This window comes from Comamonas sp. GB3 AK4-5 (assembly GCF_041320665.1).
GTDB lineage: Bacteria > Pseudomonadota > Gammaproteobacteria > Burkholderiales > Burkholderiaceae_C > Comamonas.
In genome coordinates this window covers 873,535-890,447 of the sequence record NZ_CP166730.1, presented here as the reverse complement: position 1 = coordinate 890,447, position 16,913 = coordinate 873,535, and the positions used below count along the sequence as shown (strand labels likewise).

Sequence of the window (16,913 nt, the reverse complement as noted above, 5' to 3'; positions counted from 1 at the left end):
GGAGACTTCTTCCATGAGCAACCAAGCCTTTATCTGCGACGCCATCCGCACCCCCTTCGGCCGCTACGGCGGCGCGCTGTCCAGCGTGCGCACCGACGACCTGGGCGCCCTGCCCATCAAGGCGCTGATGGAGCGCAACCCCGGCGTGGACTGGAAGGCCGTGGACGATGTGCTCTACGGCAACGCCAACCAGGCCGGTGAAGACAACCGCAACGTGGCCCGCATGTCCAGCCTGCTGGCCGGCCTGCCCATCGACGTGCCTGGCGCCACCCTCAACCGCCTGTGCGGCTCCGGCCTGGACGCCGTGGGCTCTGCCGCCCGCGCCATCAAGTCCGGCGAAGCCCGGCTGATGATTGCCGGTGGCGTGGAATCCATGAGCCGCGCTCCGTTTGTGATGCCCAAGGCTGAGTCCGCCTTCAGCCGCAACAACGCCGTGTATGACACCACCATCGGCTGGCGCTTCGTCAACAAGCTGATGAAGCAGCAATACGGCGTGGACTCCATGCCCGAAACCGCCGAAAACGTGGCCGACGACTTCAAGATCGAGCGCGCAGCCCAAGACCGCATGGCCCTGGCCTCGCAGCAAAAGGCGGCCGCCGCCATCGCTGCCGGCTACCTGGCCCAGGAAATCGTCAACGTCACCATCCCCCAGAAAAAGGGCGACGCCATCATCGTCAGCCAGGACGAACACCCCCGCGCCACCACGCTGGAAGCGCTGGCCAAGCTCAAGGGCGTGGTCCGTCCTGACGGCAGCGTGACCGCAGGCAATGCCAGCGGCGTGAACGACGGCGCCTGCGCCCTGCTGCTGGCCAATGAAGAAGCCGCCAAGCAATACAACCTGGTGCCCCGTGCCCGCGTGGTGGGTATGGCCACGGCCGGCGTGGCCCCTCGCATCATGGGCTTTGGCCCGGCCCCCGCCGTGCGCAAGGTGCTGGCCCAGACCGGCCTCAGCCTGGCCGATATGGACGTGATCGAACTGAACGAAGCCTTTGCCGCCCAAGGCCTGGCCGTGCTGCGCGATCTGGGCATTGCCGATGACGATGCCCGCGTCAACCAATGGGGCGGCGCCATCGCCCTGGGTCACCCCCTGGGTGCCTCCGGCGCCCGCCTGGCCACCACCGCCGTCAACCAGCTGCACACCCTGGGTGGCCGCTATGCGCTGTGCACCATGTGCATCGGCGTGGGCCAGGGCATTGCAGTGATCCTCGAGAAGGTCTGAGCCATGAGCGCCACCCAACAACTGACTACCGCTGCCGGTACTTTCCGCATCCAGCTGCAAGGCCCTGAGGGCGCACCGGTGCTGGTGTTCTCCAACTCCCTGGGCACCACGCTGGAGATGTGGGAAGCCCAGGCCCAGGCTTTCAGCCGTGATTTCCGCGTGCTGCGCTACGACACCCGCGGCCATGGCGCCAGCGTGTGCAGCCCTGGACCCTACAGCTTCACCCAGCTGGGCGGCGATGTGCTGGCCATTCTGGATGCGCTGCAGATCGAGAAGGCGCATTTCTGCGGCATCTCCATGGGCGGCCTCACCGGCCTGTGGCTGGGTGTGAACGCCGCTGCACGCATGCGGAGCATCACCGTGGCCAACAGCGCCGCCAAGATCGGCGCCGAGGGCCCATGGCTGGAGCGTGCAGCATCCGTGCGCACCCAGGGTGCCGCCGGCATGCAGGCCCTGGCCGATTCCTCGCCCAGCCGCTGGTTCACCGAAGGCTTTGCGGCGGCCCAGCCCGCCGTGGTGCAACAGGCCCAGGCCTGGATTGCCGGCATTGCCCCCGAAGGCTATGCCAGCTGCTGCGAAGCCCTGGCCAAGGAAGACCTACGCGCCGCCATCACCACCATCACCACGCCCACGCTGCTGGTGGCCGGTGCCCACGACCCCGTGACCACCGTGGCCGATGCCCAGGCCATGCAGGCCGCGATTGCGGGCTCGATCCTGGCCACGGTGCCGGCTTCGCACCTGTCCAACCTGGAAGCACCCGAGGCTTTCAACCAGGCACTGCAGCACTTTTTGCAGCAGCACTGAACCACAGTCGGAGCCCCGCTCCGGCTGCTGAACAAGGAGCACGCATGTCCATCTCCAATCCTCGCTGGAAACACCGCCCCCAAGGCTCGACCTGGGGCGACTTTGGTCCCAACGACCAACTGGGTCGGCTGAACCTGCTCACCCCTGAGAAGGTGCGCCAGGGTGTGGCCGAGGTGCGCGAAGGCCTGCGCTTTGCCCTCAGTCTGCCGCTGGACTATCCCGGTGGCAGCGCGCTCAACCCCAACCGCAAGCCGCCCGTGCTGCGCCCCCTGCAACGCAAGGGCATGGTCAACTTCAACTGCCTACTGCAGGAGCTGGAGCCCGGCCGCACCGATGTGCTGTCCGACGACATGGCGATTCTGTCGCTGCAGTACTCCACACAGTGGGACGGTCTGGCCCATGTGGGTTCGCTGTTCGACGCCAATGGCGACGGCCTGCCCGAGCCGCTGTACTACAACGGTTTTCGCGCCGGCATCGACATCGTCGGCCCGGCCGACATCAGCGGCACCGGCATGCCCGAGCGCCTGGACGAGGCAGCCAGCACCAGCTGCGCCAAGGCCCTGGGCATTGAAGCCATGGCGGCCAACGGCGTGCAAGGCCGTGGCGTGATGGTCGACCTGCATGCCCACCTGGGCGATGCCCGCAGCCTGGTGGGCTACGAGCAGCTGATGCGCATCATCGAGGCCGATGGCGTGGAGATAGCCGTCGGCGACATCCTGTGCCTGCACACTGGCTTTGCCCAGCGCGTGCTGGAGATGCACAAGCGCCCCGACCCCGAGGTGCTGAACAACAGCTGCGCCGTGCTCGACGGACGCGACGACAAGCTGCTGCAGTGGATCAGCGATAGCCAGGTAGCCGCCATCGCTGCCGACAACTACGCCGTCGAAGCCCACCCAGCCCGCCCTGGCGCGGACTGCTGCGCAGCCCTGCCACTGCACGAGCATTGTTTGTTCAAGCTGGGCGTGCACCTGGGCGAGCTCTGGCATCTGACACCGCTGGCCCATTGGCTGCGCGCCCACCAGCGCCACCACTTTCTGCTCACCGCCCCCCCGCTGCACCTGCCGGGCGCCGTGGCCTCGCCACTGACACCCGTGGCCACGGTGTAAGCCTCCAGTTCAGCTCTTGAAAGACACCCATGCCCTTTGTCATCGAAACCTTTGACAAGCCCGACCACCAGGCCGTGCGCCAGGCCCACCGGCCAGCCCATCTGGAGTTTCTGCAGGCCCACCAGCATCTGCTGCTGGCCTGCGGCGCCAAGCTGCACGACGACGGCCAGGACCTGGGTGGCGGTCTGTACCTCGTCGATCTGGAGACCCGCGAGCAGGCCCAGGCCTTTATAGAGGCCGATCCGTTCCACCAGGCCCAGCTGTTCGACAAGGTCAGCATCACACGCTGGCGCAAGGCCTATCTGGCCGGCGAATGCTGCCTCTGAGCGTGCAACCCCTTTGTTTGTGAAAGCCTCTGCCATGACCAACCCAACTGCTCCCCGTGTACTGATCACCGGCGGCGGTGCCGGCATCGGTGCTGCCATTGCCCGGCGTTGCCGCGAAGACGGCTATGCGCCCGTCATCATCGACCGCGTGGTCGACCATGTGCCCGGCGGCATACAGGCCGATCTGAGCAATACCGAAGACACGGCCCGCGCCCTGCAAGAGGCCCTGGCCGGCGGTCCCATCACCCGCCTGGTGAACAACGTGGGCGTGGTCGTGCCCAACGACGCGGCCTCCCAGACCCTGGGTGAGTTCGACCTGGCCATGGCGCTGAATCTGCGCTGCGCCCTGCAATGCATGCAGGCCCTGCTGCCCGGCATGAAAGAGGCCGGCTTTGGCCGCATCGTCAACATGTCCTCACGCGCGGCCCTGGGCAAGGATTTGCGCACGGCCTATGCGGCCAGCAAGGCCGGGCTGATCGGCATGACCCGCGTCTGGGCGCTGGAGCTGGGCCAATGGGGCATCACCGCCAATGCCATAGGCCCCGGCCCCATACGCACCGAGCTGTTTGACAAAGCCAACCCGCCCGATGCGCCACGCACCCAAAAAATCATTGCCTCCGTGCCCGTCAAGCGCGTGGGCGAACCCGAGGACGTGTCCCACGCCGCGGCCTACCTGCTCGATGACCGCAGCGGCTTTGTCACCGGCCAGGTGCTCTATGTCTGTGGGGGCATGACCGTCGGCGTTGCCGGCGTGTAAGCCAAACACCTCCCTCTTTTTCCCTCACAAGCTGACCCGCGTTTTCTCCTGTTGAGTCACTGCCAAACAAGAAGCCTTCCATGTCCAAAATCACCGCCTTCTTCACGGAGCTGATGCGCAAGTATCTGCCCGACCCCTTTGTCTTCGCCATCTTGCTCACCCTGCTCACCATGGTGCTGGCCTTCGCCGTCGAAGACCGTCCCGCCCAATTGGTGGTGCAGGACTGGGGCAAGGGTTTCTGGAGCCTGCTGGCCTTCACCACACAGATGGCCGTGATCCTGGTCATGGGCTATGTGCTGGCCGCAGCCCCCGTGGTCAACCGCTTTCTGGACAAGATCACCAGCTATGTGCACACCCCCTACCAGGCCATCATCGTGGCCACCATCGTGGGCTGCGTGGGCAGCTATCTGAACTGGGGCTTTGGCCTGGTGATTGGCGGCATCATGGCGCGCAAGCTGGCGCTCAAGGTCAAGGGCGTGCATTACCCCCTGATCATTGCCTCGGCCTATACCGGCTTCACCATGTACAGCCTGGGTTTCTCGGCGACGATTCCGGTGCTGATCTCCACCAAGGGCCACAGCTTTGAAAGCCCCATGGGGATTATTCCGCTGACGGAAACCATCTTCTCCGCTCCCATTCTGATCACCAGCCTGGTGGTGCTCATCGCCCTGCCCCTACTCAACGCCGCCATGCACCCCAAGAAGGGCGAAAAAGTGGTGGAGCTGGACCCCGCCACCGTGGCCAAGGAAAACCAGGGCGGCGCTGCCAGCGAGCTGCTGGGCGACGAAAAAACCCTGGCCTGGCGCCTGAATAACAGCCGCGCGCTGAGCCTGCTGATCGGTCTGTCGGGTATGGGCTATGTGGGCCTGCACTTCTACCAGGGCGGCAACCTCGACCTGAACATGATCAACTTCTTCATCCTGTTCCTGGGCGTGCTGCTGCTCAAGACGCCCATGCAATATGTGGAAAAGGTGAACGAAGGCGTCAAAACCATTGGCGGCATCATTTTGCAGTTCCCCTTCTACGCCGGCATCATGGCCATCATGCATGGCTCGGGTCTGGTCGAGTCCATCGCCCATATCTTCGTCAACATCTCCAACGCCGACACCCTGCCGCTGTGGGGCTTGATCAGCTCCTTTGTGATCAATTTCTTCGCCCCCTCGGGTGGCGGCCACTGGGTGCTGCAAGGCCCGTTCATGATCGATGCGGCCACCACCCTGGGCGCATCCCAGGCACAGACCGCCATGTCGGTGATGCTGGGCAATGGCTGGAACGACCTGGTCCAACCTTTCTGGATTCTGCCGGCCCTGGCCCTGTCCAAGCTCAAGCTCAAGGACATCATGGGCTACACCGTGGTCTCCATGATTCTGGTCGGCGTGATCTATTCGGCCACCATGCTCATCTGGCCGCATCTCTGATCGGCTGATCTATTCCCCGGCCGGGCGCCTGCGCCCGGTCTCTCCCCCCTCCCTTCTCTTCCCCCCGTTTTCTCAAGGAGTCAATCCATGCTGTACATGGCCGAAATGATTGTTCGCATCCCCGCTACGCTGGACCCCGAGGTCGCAGCCAAGATCAAGCAAGAAGAAAAGGAATACTCGCAAAAGCTGCAGCGCGAAGGCAAGTGGCGCCACCTGTGGCGCGTGGTGGGCGAGTACGCCAATGTGAGCATCTTCGACGCCAAGGACAACGACGAGCTGCACACCATGCTCAGCTCGCTGCCCCTGTTCCCCTATATGGAAATCAAGGTCACGCCGCTGGCCAACCACCCTTCTTCCATCGTTCAGGAATAAGGCGGCCCCACCAAGCCCTGGCGACCTCGTGGTGTCCTGTTCCGGCTACGGCTTCGCGCCCCGGCCCCCACGCACTGCTTCGCTTTTCGGGTTTTGGTGAGCCACTCTCGGTCTGCCCTGGAGCGGGCAGCAGGTCTGTCCGCTCCGCCTCCCCCCGCTCAGACACCCCACCCCGGCCCACCTCTGTGGCCGGGGCTGCACCGCTATTTTTATAAATTGGAGACCACCATGTTCGATGCCCACCGCAGCCTTTCCCTCAGCTTCTCCCGCCGCCATGGCCTGAAACTGCTGGCCGCTGCTGCCACCCTGGCCGTGGCCGGCACGGCGACTGCCCAGGCGGCCTTCCCCAGCAAGCCCATCAACATCATTGTTCCCTTCTCGGCAGGTGGCACCACCGACATCCTGGCGCGCATCGTCGGTCTGTATCTGGGTGAGGAACTGGGCCAACCCGTGATCATCGACAACCGCCCCGGCGCCGGCGGCAATATCGGTGGCCTGGCCGCGTCCCGCGCCACGCCCGATGGCTACACCCTGTTCCTGGGCACCGTGGGCACGCACGCCATCAATGCGGCGCTCTACAGCAAGATGCCCTTTGACCCCATCAAGGACTTCGCTCCGCTGACCCGCGTGGCCACTGTGCCCAATCTGCTGGTGGCCAACCCGGCCCAGCCCTTCAAGAACGTCAAGGAACTGATCGCCTACGCCAAGGCCAACCCCGGCAAGGTGAATTTCGGCTCCTCGGGCAGCGGTTCTTCCGTGCACCTGTCGGGCGAGCTGTTCAAGTCCATGACCCATATCGACATGGTTCATGTGCCCTACAAGGGCAGCGCCCCGGCCATGAGCGACCTGCTGGGCAACCAGATCTCCATCATGTTCGACAACATGCCCTCGGCCATCCAGCATGTGCGCTCGGGCAAGCTGCGCCCCCTGGCCGTGACCACGGCCAAGCGCTCGCGCGAGCTGCCAGATGTGCCCACCATCGCCGAAGCCGGCGTGCCGGGCTATGAAGCTACCTCCTGGTTCGGCATGTGGGCCCCAGTCAAGACACCGGTCGAGGTACAGCAAAAGCTGTATGCCGCGCTGGCCAAGGTGCTGAAGAACCCTGCCGTGATCAAGAAGATCGAAGACCAGGGCGGTGAAGTGGTGCTGGACACCCAGGCCCAGTTCGACAGCTACATCAAGACCGAAGCCGCCAAGTGGGGCAAGGTCGTCAAGGAGTCTGGCGCTCAGGTTTGAGTGCGGACAGGGCAGTAGCTTCCCTGCACTGCCCTCGACGTCCAGTACGTCAATCTCTCTCCTCCTTTGCACGCCTGCAGCCGCCCCTTACCGGGCTGCGCAGGCGTTTTTTTGTGGTCTGCCCGCCCTGCACCCAAACCACCCCCAAAGCAAGCCTTGGACCGCCTGAGCTCTCTCCAAAGAACACCGTCGTGCTTTTTGCATCACAAAGTGTCTAATTGTCATTAGCCGTCACATAACATCGCCTGCATCCATTTGCCCGGGCGCTGCTGCGCCCCTTTCCCGTGTTGCTCTGCGCTGCCCTGTCCCGCCGACCTTCCGCCTTGTCTGCCCACGCTGGGGGCCGCCAGGTCTGCGCACACATGACTCTGATCCTGGTCCCGGCCCTGGTTTGCCAGGCTCCGCTGCAGAGCCTGGCGGCAGATGCCGCGCCTGTGGCGGCCGTGCTGGAGACCGTGGAGGTCAGCACCCCTGCGCCGGCCACCACCGAGGACCATGGGCTCTACCGCAGCGCCGCTCCCAGCGCCACGGCCACCGGACTGGCCCTGACGCCCCAGGCTACGCCCCAGCCGGTACAGGTGCTCACGCGCAGCCTGCTCAACGACCAGGCCGTGCACACCACGCGGGACCTGGCCATGCTCTCGACCGGACTCACGGTGTCGCGCGGGCAGCTGTATGCCCGCGGCTTTGCGCTGAGCCACTGGATGCTGGATGGCGTGAGCACCAGCTTTGACAAGAACTTCGACCTGGGCCAAAGCCTTTCCCTGTATGACAGGGTCGAGGTGGTTCAGGGGGCATCGGGCCTGATGTCCGGCATGGGTAACCCCTCGGCCGCCCTCAATCTGGTGCGCAAATTACCCACCGCCCAAGCACGTGTGGAGCTGCAGCTGCGCACCGGCCGCTGGGGGCAGAACGAGGCCATGGTGGACGCCTCCGGCCCGCTGAACCTGGCCCGCTCGCTGCGTGCCCGTGTGCTGGTGGATGGCCAGAACCGGCACGGCTTCCAGGACGGGGTGAACCATCGCCAACGCAGCTACTACGGTGTGCTGGAAGCCGATATCGCAGCCCAGACCACGCTGCGCCTGGGCGCCAGCCAGCAGCGCAACCACCACCAGGAATCGCTCAGCGACATTCCCACAGCCCCGGACGGCAGCGATCTGCACCTGCCTCGCGCGACCAGCCTGGGCTATGACTGGGAATACTGGCGCCAACGCACCAGCACCGCCTTTGCCCAGCTGGAACATGAATGGAACAGCGGCTGGAAACTGCGGGCCGACCTGCTGCGCTTGCGCTCGGAGCTGAACTATCTAGGCACTTATCTGAGCGGAGGTACGCCCACGGCCCTGTACCAAGGCCTGGGGCTGTACACCTCTGCGCAGACCCAGACCAGCTACGCCCTGTCGCTGCGCGGCCCCTGGCATTTTGCCGGCCGCCAGCACCAGCTGGCCCTGGGCTGGAGCCACCGCCAGAGTGATGCCATGGGCCAGGGCTGGACCATCCCTTACTGGGTGGGTGGGCTGAATGCTTATGCCCCCCCCATCACCCGGCCCTTGCCCCCGCTGGCCTTGCTGCAGCCCTCTGCCTTGCAACACAGCCAGCAGCTGGCACCGACCCAGAGCGGAGTCTGGCTGGCCACGCAGCTGCAGCTGCATGAGCGGCTGCAGCTGACCTTGGGCGGGCGCTGGGACCGCTACCACCACCAAGGTTGGGTGGAAGACAACATCAAAACTCCGTTGCGACGCACAGACCAGGGGCGCCTGCACCACTTCAGCCGTTATGCAGGCCTGGTGTGGGAGCTGGATGCACAGCACAACGCCTATCTGCAGACCTCGGACATCTTCCAGCCCCGCACCGAACGAGACACCACAGACCGCGTGCTGCCGGCCACCACCGGCCGCACCTATGGCGTCGGCCTGCAGGGCCGCTATCTGGAACAGCGCCTGCAGGCGGGTCTGCACCTTTTCCAGGTCGCACAACGCAATGCACCCGAGCAGATCTACGAGCAGCTCAGCTGCCCCAAATTTCCTGGCGAGGCCTGTTATCGCGCCAGCGAGCAGGTACGCAGCCGGGGCCTGGCGGTGCAGCTGCAGGGCCAGATCACCCCGGCCTGGCAGCTATCGGCCAGCTACACCCTGGTGCACAGCCGCTATACCCGCGATGCCCTCAAGCAAGACCAGCGCTTTGAGCCCCAGCTGCCGCACCAGCTGTGGCAGTTGGCCACCGTCTACCGCCTGCCGGACAGCGCCTGGCGCCTGGGCGCCAGCCTCTACCGCCAAAGCGCCATCTACAACGAAGGGCAGGACAGCCTGAGTGGTGCCACCTACCGCATCCGCCAGCCTGGCTACACCTTGCTGGGCCTGATGGCGGCGCGCCAGCTCACGCCGCAATGGCTGCTGCAGCTCAATGTGCACAACCTGCTGGACCAGCGCTACTACCGAGGCATAGACAGCCCCATGTTCACCAGCTACGGCAGCCCGCGCAGCTGGTTGCTGACGCTGCGCTACCGGTATTGAAGATGCGGCATGCGCAAATTACCTGGATTCAGGGATAGCCAAGCGGCCCAGCCATGCGCCATAGTGCCGGCATTTCTGTTGCTACCGAGGGCTGGCCTATGGCCCTCTTTGCTGCCCCCATGCCCGACCTCATCCAGCCTCCCGCCGCCCCGCCCCTGCCCACACCGGTACTGATCGTGGAGGACGATGCATTGATACAGCATCGCCTGGATCGCATCCTCGTCACCCTGGGCTACACGGATACCGCCATGTGCTTTGCCGCATCGCTGGCCCAGGCGCGCCAGCATGCGGCACAGCGGGCCTTCGCCCTGGCCCTGGTGGACCTGGGGCTACCCGACGGCCATGGCACCGAGCTGATTGCCGAGCTGCGCGCCACTGACCCTGCCATGGGCATTTTGGTCATCTCCGCCTGGAGCACCAAGGAGGCCATCCTCGCCGCGCTGCGCGCTGGCGCCACCGGCTATGTGCTCAAGGAACGCGATGACCTGGAGGTCACCCTGTCCATACGCAGCGTGCTGCGCGGCGGAGCACCTATCGACCCTTTTATTGCCAGGCGCGTCATCAGCGAATTCCAGCAGCACAGTGCCGATGGCTTGCGGCATTCGACATCGCAAGAAGATGCGACCCTCAGCAGCCGCGAGATCGAAATACTGAACCAGGTGGCCCATGGCCTTTCGCACCGGGAAATCGCGGAGCAGTTGCACCTGTCGCGCCACACGGTCGAGGCCCATGTGCGCAACATCTATCGCAAGCTGGCGGTCAATTCGCGCATACGTGCCGTCAGCGAGGCCCGCGCCCGCGGGCTGCTCGGTTCATGACATCTCGCTGGCGCAAACTGGCCTGGCAGCTTTGCCTGTGCTGGGTATGGCTGTGCTGGCAGCCGCCGGCCCACGCCCGCACGGAAGCCGCAGCCTGCGCGACCCGCATGGTCAGCGTGATGGCAGCCCGCTCGAACGCCGCATCCTCCCAGGCACCGCAGCATGGCTGGCAGGCTGTGACGCTGCCGGACAACTGGGCCCCGCGTTGGCCCGGTTATGACGGCACGGTCTGGTATCGCATCACCTGGGCGACGGATTGCCCTCTCGCCACCCCTATCGCCTTGACGATAGGCAGCATCAGCATGGCGGGTGAGGTCTACAGCAACCAGGATCTCGTCTGGCGCGACCGCCATTTGCAGGAGCCACTGTCCCGCTCCTGGAGCACCTCGCACTACTGGATACTGCCGCAATCCTCGCTCCATGCCGCAGGCCACAACACCATCTGGGTGCGTGTGGTCGGCCTATCCGAGCTCCACCCCGGCCTGGGTGCATTGCAGCTGGGCTCCCCCGATGCCATGCTCCAGGCTCACCTGCAGCGCAACTGGGATGTGCGCACCCTTTTTTGGCTGAACATCATCTTGTCAGCCGCTCTGGGCGTCATGGCCCTGGCGGTGTGGATTCCCCAGCGCAAGCGTCCACTGCTGGGCTGGTATGCCCTGGTATCGCTGTGCTGGGTGCTGTTCATCAGCAATGGGCTGCTGACCGAAACCTGGCCATTTCCCGACAACCTGGCCATGGCCCGTGCCAACCACCTGGCCTACATAGGCTATATGGCCAGTTTTTCGGTGTTCTGCTGGCAGTTGATAGAGAGCCCCTTGTCACGTCCCCATCTGCTGCGCCTGGGATGGCTGATGCTGGCGGGCGCCCTCATCATCGTGACCGGTCCGGGCTGGGCGCCCATGCAGCGCATCGCCGACCTCTACACCCTGCTCTTTCTTGGCAACACTGCATGGGTGATCTGGCATGCGCTGCGCACGCGCAGACTGCAGCACCAACTCGTGGCCGCCTGCCTGGTGGTGATGGTGTCCATAGGCGCTCGCGATCTTCTGGTGGTGCTGGAAATCTGGCCCAGCCACAAGGTCTACAGCCCCTACACAGGCCTGCTGTTCCTGCTGCTGTCAGCTCTGTTGATGCGCCGACGCATTCTTCAAGATGCAGAGCGCATTGAGCGCTTCAATCAGGAGCTGAGAGAAACCGTGGCCCAAGCCTGTGAAGACCTGAACACCACCCTCTCCGAAGAGCATGCACTGGCTCTGGCCAATGCCCATTTGCAGGAGCGGCTGCAGCTGGCGCAAGACCTGCATGATGGCCTGGGCGGACAGATTGTGCGCTCCATCATGCTGGTGGAGCAAAACGATGCCCCGCCCTCCAAGGAACGCTACCTGTCCATGCTCAAGCTACTGCGCGATGACCTGCGCCAGGTGGTGGACAGCGATGGCAGCATCGGCGCCCATGCCCCGACCACGCCCGAAGAGTGGATGATTCCCCTGCGCTATCGCTTTGTCAGTCTGTTCGACGACCTGGACATCCGCTCCGAATGGCGGGCTCCAGCAGACTGGTGCCCGCCCCCCAGTGCTTTGCAATGCATGCTGCTGGCCCGGGTGGCCGAGGAGGCGTTGACCAACATCATCAAGCACAGCCATGCACACACCGTGCAGGTATGTCTGAGCTACCCCGAGCCAGGCATTTTGCTGCTCTATATCGAAGACGATGGCCTGGGCTTTGACGCACCGGCCACCTTGCGCGCCGGTCTGGGCATAGGGATGTCCAGCATGCGGGCACGCATGGAGCGCATGGGCGGGCAACTGCAGGTGCATTCGCGCAGCGGCCACACCGCGATCGAGGCCACCTTGCCGCTGGCACCACGGGCACCCGCACCTCAGCGGCCTTCCCCCGACCGCCCCTCAGCACGCACCGCACAAATTGAGGGTGAAGTCCGGCCCTGGCGCTGAGGGCTGGCTTCAGGCCTGGGCCTGGGCTGCGGCGGGCTGCTCCGGCAGCTTGAAGCGGGTCTGCGCCAGCGCCTCCAGCCCGAACTCGGCCAGCAGCTGCTGCAGGCGCTCGGCAGCGGCGCGCTTTTTGTGGCCGGTATAGCGAGCCACGATCAGCTCGTTCTTCATGCTGTGTTCCCAGCCCACCAGCTCGGTCACCGTCACCTGGTAGCCGCTGGCCTCCAGGTACAGACAGCGCAGCACATTGGTGATCTGGCTGCCGATCTCGCGGGTGTGGATGGGGTGGCGCCACAGCTCGGCCAGCGGCGTGCGGGTCAGGCTCAGGGCCTTGGTCTGGCGCAGGCAGGCGGCCACCTCGGCCTGGCAGCAGGGCACCAGCACCATGGCCTTGGCTTTTTTCTCCAGGCCAAAGGCAATGGCGTCGTCGGTGGCGGTGTCGCAGGCGTGCAAGGCCGTGACCACATCAAAACGCGCGGGCATGAAGTCCACATGGGTGGATTCAGCCACCGACATATTGAGGAATTCCATGCGCTCAAAGCCCAGCTCGGCCGCCAGCTTTTGCGAGGCTTCCACCAGCGGTGCCCGGGTTTCGATACCGTAGATGCTGCCCTGGCCGCTGGCCTTGAAGTACAGGTCGTAGAGGATGAAACCCAGATAGGACTTGCCCGCGCCATGGTCGGCCAAGGTGACGGCATGCCCATCCGCGCCCAACTCCTTGAGCAGCGGCTCGATGAACTGGTAGAGGTGGTAGACCTGCTTGAGTTTGCGGCGCGAGTCCTGGTTGAGCTTGCCCTCGCGCGTGAGGATGTGCAGGGCCTTGAGCAGCTCTATGCTCTGGCCGGGCTTGAGCCCCAGCTGGGTGGCAATATCAGGAGCTGCCGGCTTGCTGTCTTTGCCGCTTTTTCCGGCCTTGTCGTGCTTGGCCATCAGCGGTCTGCGTCCTGGTTGGCGACGGCAGTGGAGGTGGCAGCCACAGCGCCAGGCGCAGCCGGTGCGCCATGGCCGGTGACCGGGCAACGCGGGCCCACGTCCAGGTCCAGCCAGCCTTCCAGGCCTATGTCTTCCAGCACTTCCATGTTGCGCTCGTAAATACTCTCGGCTTCGGGGAAGGCTTCCACTGCCTTGTCCAGGCTGTCCTCGCGGATCAGGTGCAGCGTGGGGTAAGGCGCACGGTTGGTGCAGTTGGTCACATCGTCCACGTCCGTGCCCTCAAACTGAAAGCGCGGGTGGAAGGAGGCGACCTGCAAGATGCCGGCCAGGTCCAGCTCCTCGACCATGGCGTCGGCAATTTCCAGGAAGTCGTTGAAGTCCAGAAACTCGGTCAGTGCCTCGGGCAGGATCAGCAGCGTGGTGTCGCGCTTTTCGGGGTTGGCCTCGGCCAGGGCTTCCAGCTCACGGTGCAGGTCATTGGCCACGCCCTCGGCGTCGCTGGCCTGGCTGACCACGTAGTGGATCTGGCCCTTGACATGCACGCCCTTGGCAAAGGGGCACAGGTTGAGGCCGATGACGGCACGCTCCAGCCAGCGCACGGTGTCGGCGATCACCATGTCTTCTGGAAAGGATGGCTGTTCTTCGGCGTTGTGGTCGGTGGTATCGGTCATGTGGCGGCCCCCAAAAAAGCAAACGGGGGCGCAATGCCCCCTCTTTCATTGAATCTCTGCCGCGAATTCTATCGGCGTGCCAGTTCTGCGTACGCGGCTCGGACTTTGCCCTGGCGCAAACACAGCCCAGACCGCAGTTTTCATGCATGCCGGCCTGCGGCCTTGGCAGGCTCATCGACTTTTTCGGGGTTCTCGCGGCTCCTCCGCCCGCAAGCCTAAACCCTTGGCCCGTTTCAGGCCAGCAGGCGTTTCCCCGTCAGGCGTTCATGCTCGCGTGCGGCATAGCGGTCGGTCATGCCGGCCACAAAATCGGCCACGGCCCGGGCGCGCCCCGCTTGCGTGTCTGCGGCCTGGGCCCGGGCGGCGTGGCGGGGCTTCATCTCTTGCGGCTGCTCCAGGTAGAGGGTGAACAGCTCCTGGACCACGGTCTGCGCATGGTCCATGGTTTGCGTGACCTCGGCATGACGGTAGAGGTTGCGAAACAGAAACTGCTTGAGCGCCTGGCTTTTCCCGGCCATATCGTCACTGAAGGCCACCAAGCGCTCGGGGTGGCGGCGCACGGCCTCCACACTGCCCACGCCAGCGGCCTTCACACGCGCCTGCGTGGTGGCGATCACGTCATACACCTGCTCGCTGAGCATGCGGCGAATGGTGTCGTACAACAGCCTGCGTTGCTGGTCGGGCTCGGCCAGCGCCGGATACTCCGCCAGCACCTGGTCATGGTGCTGGGCCACCAGGGGCACGCTGAGCAGTTGCTCCCAACTGATGTAGCCGGAGCGCAGGCCGTCGTCCACATCGTGGGCGTTGTAGGCAATGGCATCGGCCAGATTGCACAGCTGGGCCTCCAGCGAGGGCTGGGCGCCGTGCAAAAACCTATGGGCTACGCCCCCGGGCTCCTGCGCTTCGAGCTTTTCGGCATTGGCCTTGGAGCAGTGCTTCAGAATGCCCTCGCGCGTTTCAAAGCTCAGGTTCAGGCCGTCGAAGCCTGGGTAACGCTCTTCTAACTGGTCCACCACGCGCAGGCTTTGCAGATTGTGTTCAAACCCGCCCCAGGGCCGCATGCAGGCATTCAGCATGTCCTGGCCCGCATGGCCAAACGGGGTGTGGCCCAGGTCATGGGCCAGACAGATGGCTTCGACCAGGTCTTCATTCAAGCCCAGCGGCCGGGCAATGGAACGACCTAGCTGTGCCACCTCCAGCGAATGCGTCAGCCGGGTGCGGAACAGGTCGCCCTCGTGGTTCAAGAACACCTGGGTCTTGTAGACCAGGCGGCGAAAAGCGCTGGAGTGGACGATGCGGTCCCGGTCACGCTGGTGGTCGCTGCGCGTGGGCGCAGGGGCCTCGGCAAAGCGCCTGCCCCGGGTTTGCGCCGGGTCACATGCCCAGGGGGCCAGTCCTTGCATCGCCATCCACCACTCCTTTTCAAGCATCAAAACCGCCTGGTATGCAGCATCGACAAGCTACGGCAGCTATGGTTTTAAGGAATCCACACGCCACCTACAGCGCATAAAACCGACGCAGCCCAGGTCAGGGCACCGCGCAAGGGCCTACGCCGGCCGCGCAGCGGCACAGGGGGTACTTCTTATTTACCCACAGCAACGGTCAATCACCTGCCGCACCAGCGCATCAGGTGCGCTGCGCATTACAGCCTTGCCGGGGCCATCAATCAGCACAAAGCGGATCTCGCCGGCCTCGGCTTTCTTGTCCACGCGCATATGTTCCAGATAGGCGCCAGCATTGTCTTTGGCATCCAGCATGGCGCCCTTGGTGGGCAGGCCGGCACGCTCGATCAAGCGGGTCAGGCGTGCGACAAAGGCGGCATCCACCAGGCCCAGTTCCTGCGACAAATGCGCCGCCATCACCATGCCGGCGCCCACGCCCTCGCCATGCAGCCAGACGCCGTAGCCCATGCCGGCTTCAATGGCGTGGCCAAAGGTGTGGCCGAAGTTGAGCACGGCGCGCAGGCCGGCTTCTTTTTCGTCCTGGCTGACCACCCAGGCCTTGATCTCCACGCTGCGCTTGACGGCCTGGGCCATGGCCTGGCGGTCACCGGAACGCAGCAGGTCGATATTGGCTTCCAGCCAGTCAAAGAACGCCATATCGGCGATGGGACCGTATTTGATGACCTCGGCCAGGCCGGCAGAGAGCTCGCGCACGGGCAAGGTGTCCAGCGATGCCAGGTCGCACAGCACCAGCTGCGGCTGGTAGAAGGCGCCGATCATGTTTTTGCCCAGCGGGTGGTTGATGGCGGTCTTGCCGCCCACGCTGGAATCCACCTGGGACAGCAGCGTGGTGGGCAGCTGCACAAAGGGTACGCCGCGCATATAGCTGGCGGCGGCAAAGCCCGTCATATCGCCAATCACGCCACCGCCCAGGGCAAACAGCAAGGTCTTGCGATCACAGCCCTGCTGCAGCAGGCCATCAAAAATCAAGTTCAGGGTCTGCCAGTCTTTGTGGGCCTCGCCATCGGGCAGTTCCACCACATGCACTTGCGCGTACTGCGCGGCCAGCGCGGTGCGCACCTGCTGCAGATACAGCGGCGCCACCGTGGTGTTGGTGACGATCAAAGCGCTGCGTGCCTTGGGCAGGCCCTGGTAGGTGGAGGTCTCGCCCAGCAGGCCGGCCCCGATGCGAATGGGATAGCTGCGCTCGCCCAGGTCAATGTGCACGGTGGCGTGGTCGGCGGTATGGGCAATAAAGGGGGCAAGCGGGGCAGCGGTGGTCATGCGGGAATGTGGACGGAATGGGGGGCGTCAATGCAAAAAATCTCGCCCCAAGTGTAGGGCAGACA

The 16,913-nt window shown here is 64.6% G+C and carries 15 protein-coding genes; 11 read left to right on the top strand and 4 right to left on the bottom strand.

Going from position 1 to position 16,913, the window contains the following annotated elements:
• Positions 1–13 precede the first annotated feature (13 nt).
• The 11 genes from pcaF to ACA027_RS03785 all read left to right on the top strand — a co-directional run bounded on the left by pcaF (position 14) and on the right by ACA027_RS03785 (position 12,521).
• Entirely contained in the window at positions 14–1,219 is a 1,206-nt protein-coding gene (gene pcaF, locus ACA027_RS03835; protein ID WP_370681084.1) for a 3-oxoadipyl-CoA thiolase, read from the top strand.
• 3 nt (positions 1,220–1,222) lie between these two features.
• A complete protein-coding gene (gene pcaD / locus ACA027_RS03830; protein WP_370681083.1) occupies positions 1,223–2,023 on the top strand; it encodes a 3-oxoadipate enol-lactonase in 801 nt (266 codons plus the stop codon).
• A 44-nt stretch (positions 2,024–2,067) separates the two neighbouring features.
• Positions 2,068–3,129, top strand: coding sequence for a cyclase family protein (locus ACA027_RS03825; RefSeq protein ID WP_370681082.1), 1,062 nt, complete (start codon positions 2,068–2,070; stop codon positions 3,127–3,129).
• Between the two features lie 29 nt (positions 3,130–3,158).
• A complete protein-coding gene (locus tag ACA027_RS03820; protein ID WP_370681081.1) occupies positions 3,159–3,455 on the top strand; it encodes a YciI family protein in 297 nt (98 codons plus the stop codon).
• A gap of 34 nt (positions 3,456–3,489) precedes the next feature.
• Positions 3,490–4,212: an SDR family oxidoreductase gene (locus tag ACA027_RS03815; protein ID WP_370681080.1), complete on the top strand. Its 723-nt coding sequence runs from the start codon at positions 3,490–3,492 to the stop codon at positions 4,210–4,212.
• Positions 4,213–4,292: 80 nt separating this feature from the next.
• Positions 4,293–5,630 carry a short-chain fatty acid transporter gene (locus ACA027_RS03810; RefSeq protein ID WP_370681079.1) on the top strand — a complete coding sequence of 446 codons (1,338 nt, stop codon included), beginning with the start codon at positions 4,293–4,295 and terminating at the stop codon, positions 5,628–5,630.
• A gap of 87 nt (positions 5,631–5,717) precedes the next feature.
• Complete coding sequence (gene catC / locus ACA027_RS03805; RefSeq protein ID WP_370681078.1) at positions 5,718–6,002, top strand: muconolactone Delta-isomerase; 285 nt, start codon at positions 5,718–5,720, stop codon at positions 6,000–6,002.
• 228 nt (positions 6,003–6,230) lie between these two features.
• Complete coding sequence (locus ACA027_RS03800) at positions 6,231–7,238, top strand: Bug family tripartite tricarboxylate transporter substrate binding protein (RefSeq protein WP_370681077.1); 1,008 nt, start codon at positions 6,231–6,233, stop codon at positions 7,236–7,238.
• Positions 7,239–7,600: 362 nt separating this feature from the next.
• On the top strand, positions 7,601–9,751 hold the full coding sequence (locus ACA027_RS03795; RefSeq protein WP_370681076.1) for a TonB-dependent siderophore receptor: 2,151 nt from the start codon (positions 7,601–7,603) through the stop codon (positions 9,749–9,751).
• 119 nt (positions 9,752–9,870) lie between these two features.
• Entirely contained in the window at positions 9,871–10,569 is a 699-nt protein-coding gene (locus ACA027_RS03790) for a response regulator (RefSeq protein ID WP_370681075.1), read from the top strand.
• Positions 10,566–12,521 carry an ATP-binding protein gene (locus ACA027_RS03785; RefSeq protein WP_370681074.1) on the top strand — a complete coding sequence of 652 codons (1,956 nt, stop codon included), beginning with the start codon at positions 10,566–10,568 and terminating at the stop codon, positions 12,519–12,521. Before ACA027_RS03790 ends, ACA027_RS03785 begins: the two co-directional genes overlap by 4 nt.
• 9 nt (positions 12,522–12,530) lie before the next feature.
• Here ACA027_RS03785 and ACA027_RS03780 read toward each other — a convergent pair whose 3' ends face one another.
• The 4 genes from ACA027_RS03780 to aroB all read right to left on the bottom strand — a co-directional run bounded on the left by ACA027_RS03780 (position 12,531) and on the right by aroB (position 16,848).
• Positions 12,531–13,448, bottom strand: coding sequence for an SAM-dependent methyltransferase (locus ACA027_RS03780; RefSeq protein WP_370681073.1), 918 nt, complete (start codon positions 13,446–13,448; stop codon positions 12,531–12,533).
• Positions 13,448–14,122, bottom strand: coding sequence for a DUF1415 domain-containing protein (locus ACA027_RS03775; RefSeq protein ID WP_370681072.1), 675 nt, complete (start codon positions 14,120–14,122; stop codon positions 13,448–13,450). The genes ACA027_RS03780 and ACA027_RS03775 overlap by 1 nt, the downstream gene beginning before the upstream one ends.
• 233 nt (positions 14,123–14,355) lie before the next feature.
• Positions 14,356–15,531 (bottom strand): deoxyguanosinetriphosphate triphosphohydrolase, encoded by a 1,176-nt coding sequence (locus ACA027_RS03770; RefSeq protein ID WP_370681071.1) that lies wholly within the window; start codon positions 15,529–15,531, stop codon positions 14,356–14,358.
• Between the two features lie 177 nt (positions 15,532–15,708).
• A complete protein-coding gene (gene aroB, locus ACA027_RS03765; protein ID WP_370681070.1) occupies positions 15,709–16,848 on the bottom strand; it encodes a 3-dehydroquinate synthase in 1,140 nt (379 codons plus the stop codon).
• Positions 16,849–16,913 lie beyond the last annotated feature (65 nt).

What these genes read in the sequence shown, in the direction of transcription:
- ACA027_RS03820 (WP_370681081.1), top strand. Translation starts at nt 3,159, where the DNA reads ATGCCCTTTGTCATCGAAACCTTTGACAAGCCCGACCACCAGGCCGTG.
- ACA027_RS03785 (WP_370681074.1), top strand. Translation starts at nt 10,566, where the DNA reads ATGACATCTCGCTGGCGCAAACTGGCCTGGCAGCTTTGCCTGTGCTGG.
- ACA027_RS03810 (WP_370681079.1), top strand. Translation starts at nt 4,293, where the DNA reads ATGTCCAAAATCACCGCCTTCTTCACGGAGCTGATGCGCAAGTATCTG.
- ACA027_RS03795 (WP_370681076.1), top strand. Translation starts at nt 7,601, where the DNA reads ATGACTCTGATCCTGGTCCCGGCCCTGGTTTGCCAGGCTCCGCTGCAG.
- ACA027_RS03780 (WP_370681073.1), bottom strand. Translation starts at nt 13,448, where the DNA reads ATGGCCAAGCACGACAAGGCCGGAAAAAGCGGCAAAGACAGCAAGCCG.
- pcaF (WP_370681084.1), top strand. Translation starts at nt 14, where the DNA reads ATGAGCAACCAAGCCTTTATCTGCGACGCCATCCGCACCCCCTTCGGC.
- ACA027_RS03825 (WP_370681082.1), top strand. Translation starts at nt 2,068, where the DNA reads ATGTCCATCTCCAATCCTCGCTGGAAACACCGCCCCCAAGGCTCGACC.
- ACA027_RS03800 (WP_370681077.1), top strand. Translation starts at nt 6,231, where the DNA reads ATGTTCGATGCCCACCGCAGCCTTTCCCTCAGCTTCTCCCGCCGCCAT.
- pcaD (WP_370681083.1), top strand. Translation starts at nt 1,223, where the DNA reads ATGAGCGCCACCCAACAACTGACTACCGCTGCCGGTACTTTCCGCATC.
- aroB (WP_370681070.1), bottom strand. Translation starts at nt 16,848, where the DNA reads ATGACCACCGCTGCCCCGCTTGCCCCCTTTATTGCCCATACCGCCGAC.
- ACA027_RS03815 (WP_370681080.1), top strand. Translation starts at nt 3,490, where the DNA reads ATGACCAACCCAACTGCTCCCCGTGTACTGATCACCGGCGGCGGTGCC.
- ACA027_RS03790 (WP_370681075.1), top strand. Translation starts at nt 9,871, where the DNA reads ATGCCCGACCTCATCCAGCCTCCCGCCGCCCCGCCCCTGCCCACACCG.
- ACA027_RS03770 (WP_370681071.1), bottom strand. Translation starts at nt 15,531, where the DNA reads ATGGCGATGCAAGGACTGGCCCCCTGGGCATGTGACCCGGCGCAAACC.
- ACA027_RS03775 (WP_370681072.1), bottom strand. Translation starts at nt 14,122, where the DNA reads ATGACCGATACCACCGACCACAACGCCGAAGAACAGCCATCCTTTCCA.
- catC (WP_370681078.1), top strand. Translation starts at nt 5,718, where the DNA reads ATGCTGTACATGGCCGAAATGATTGTTCGCATCCCCGCTACGCTGGAC.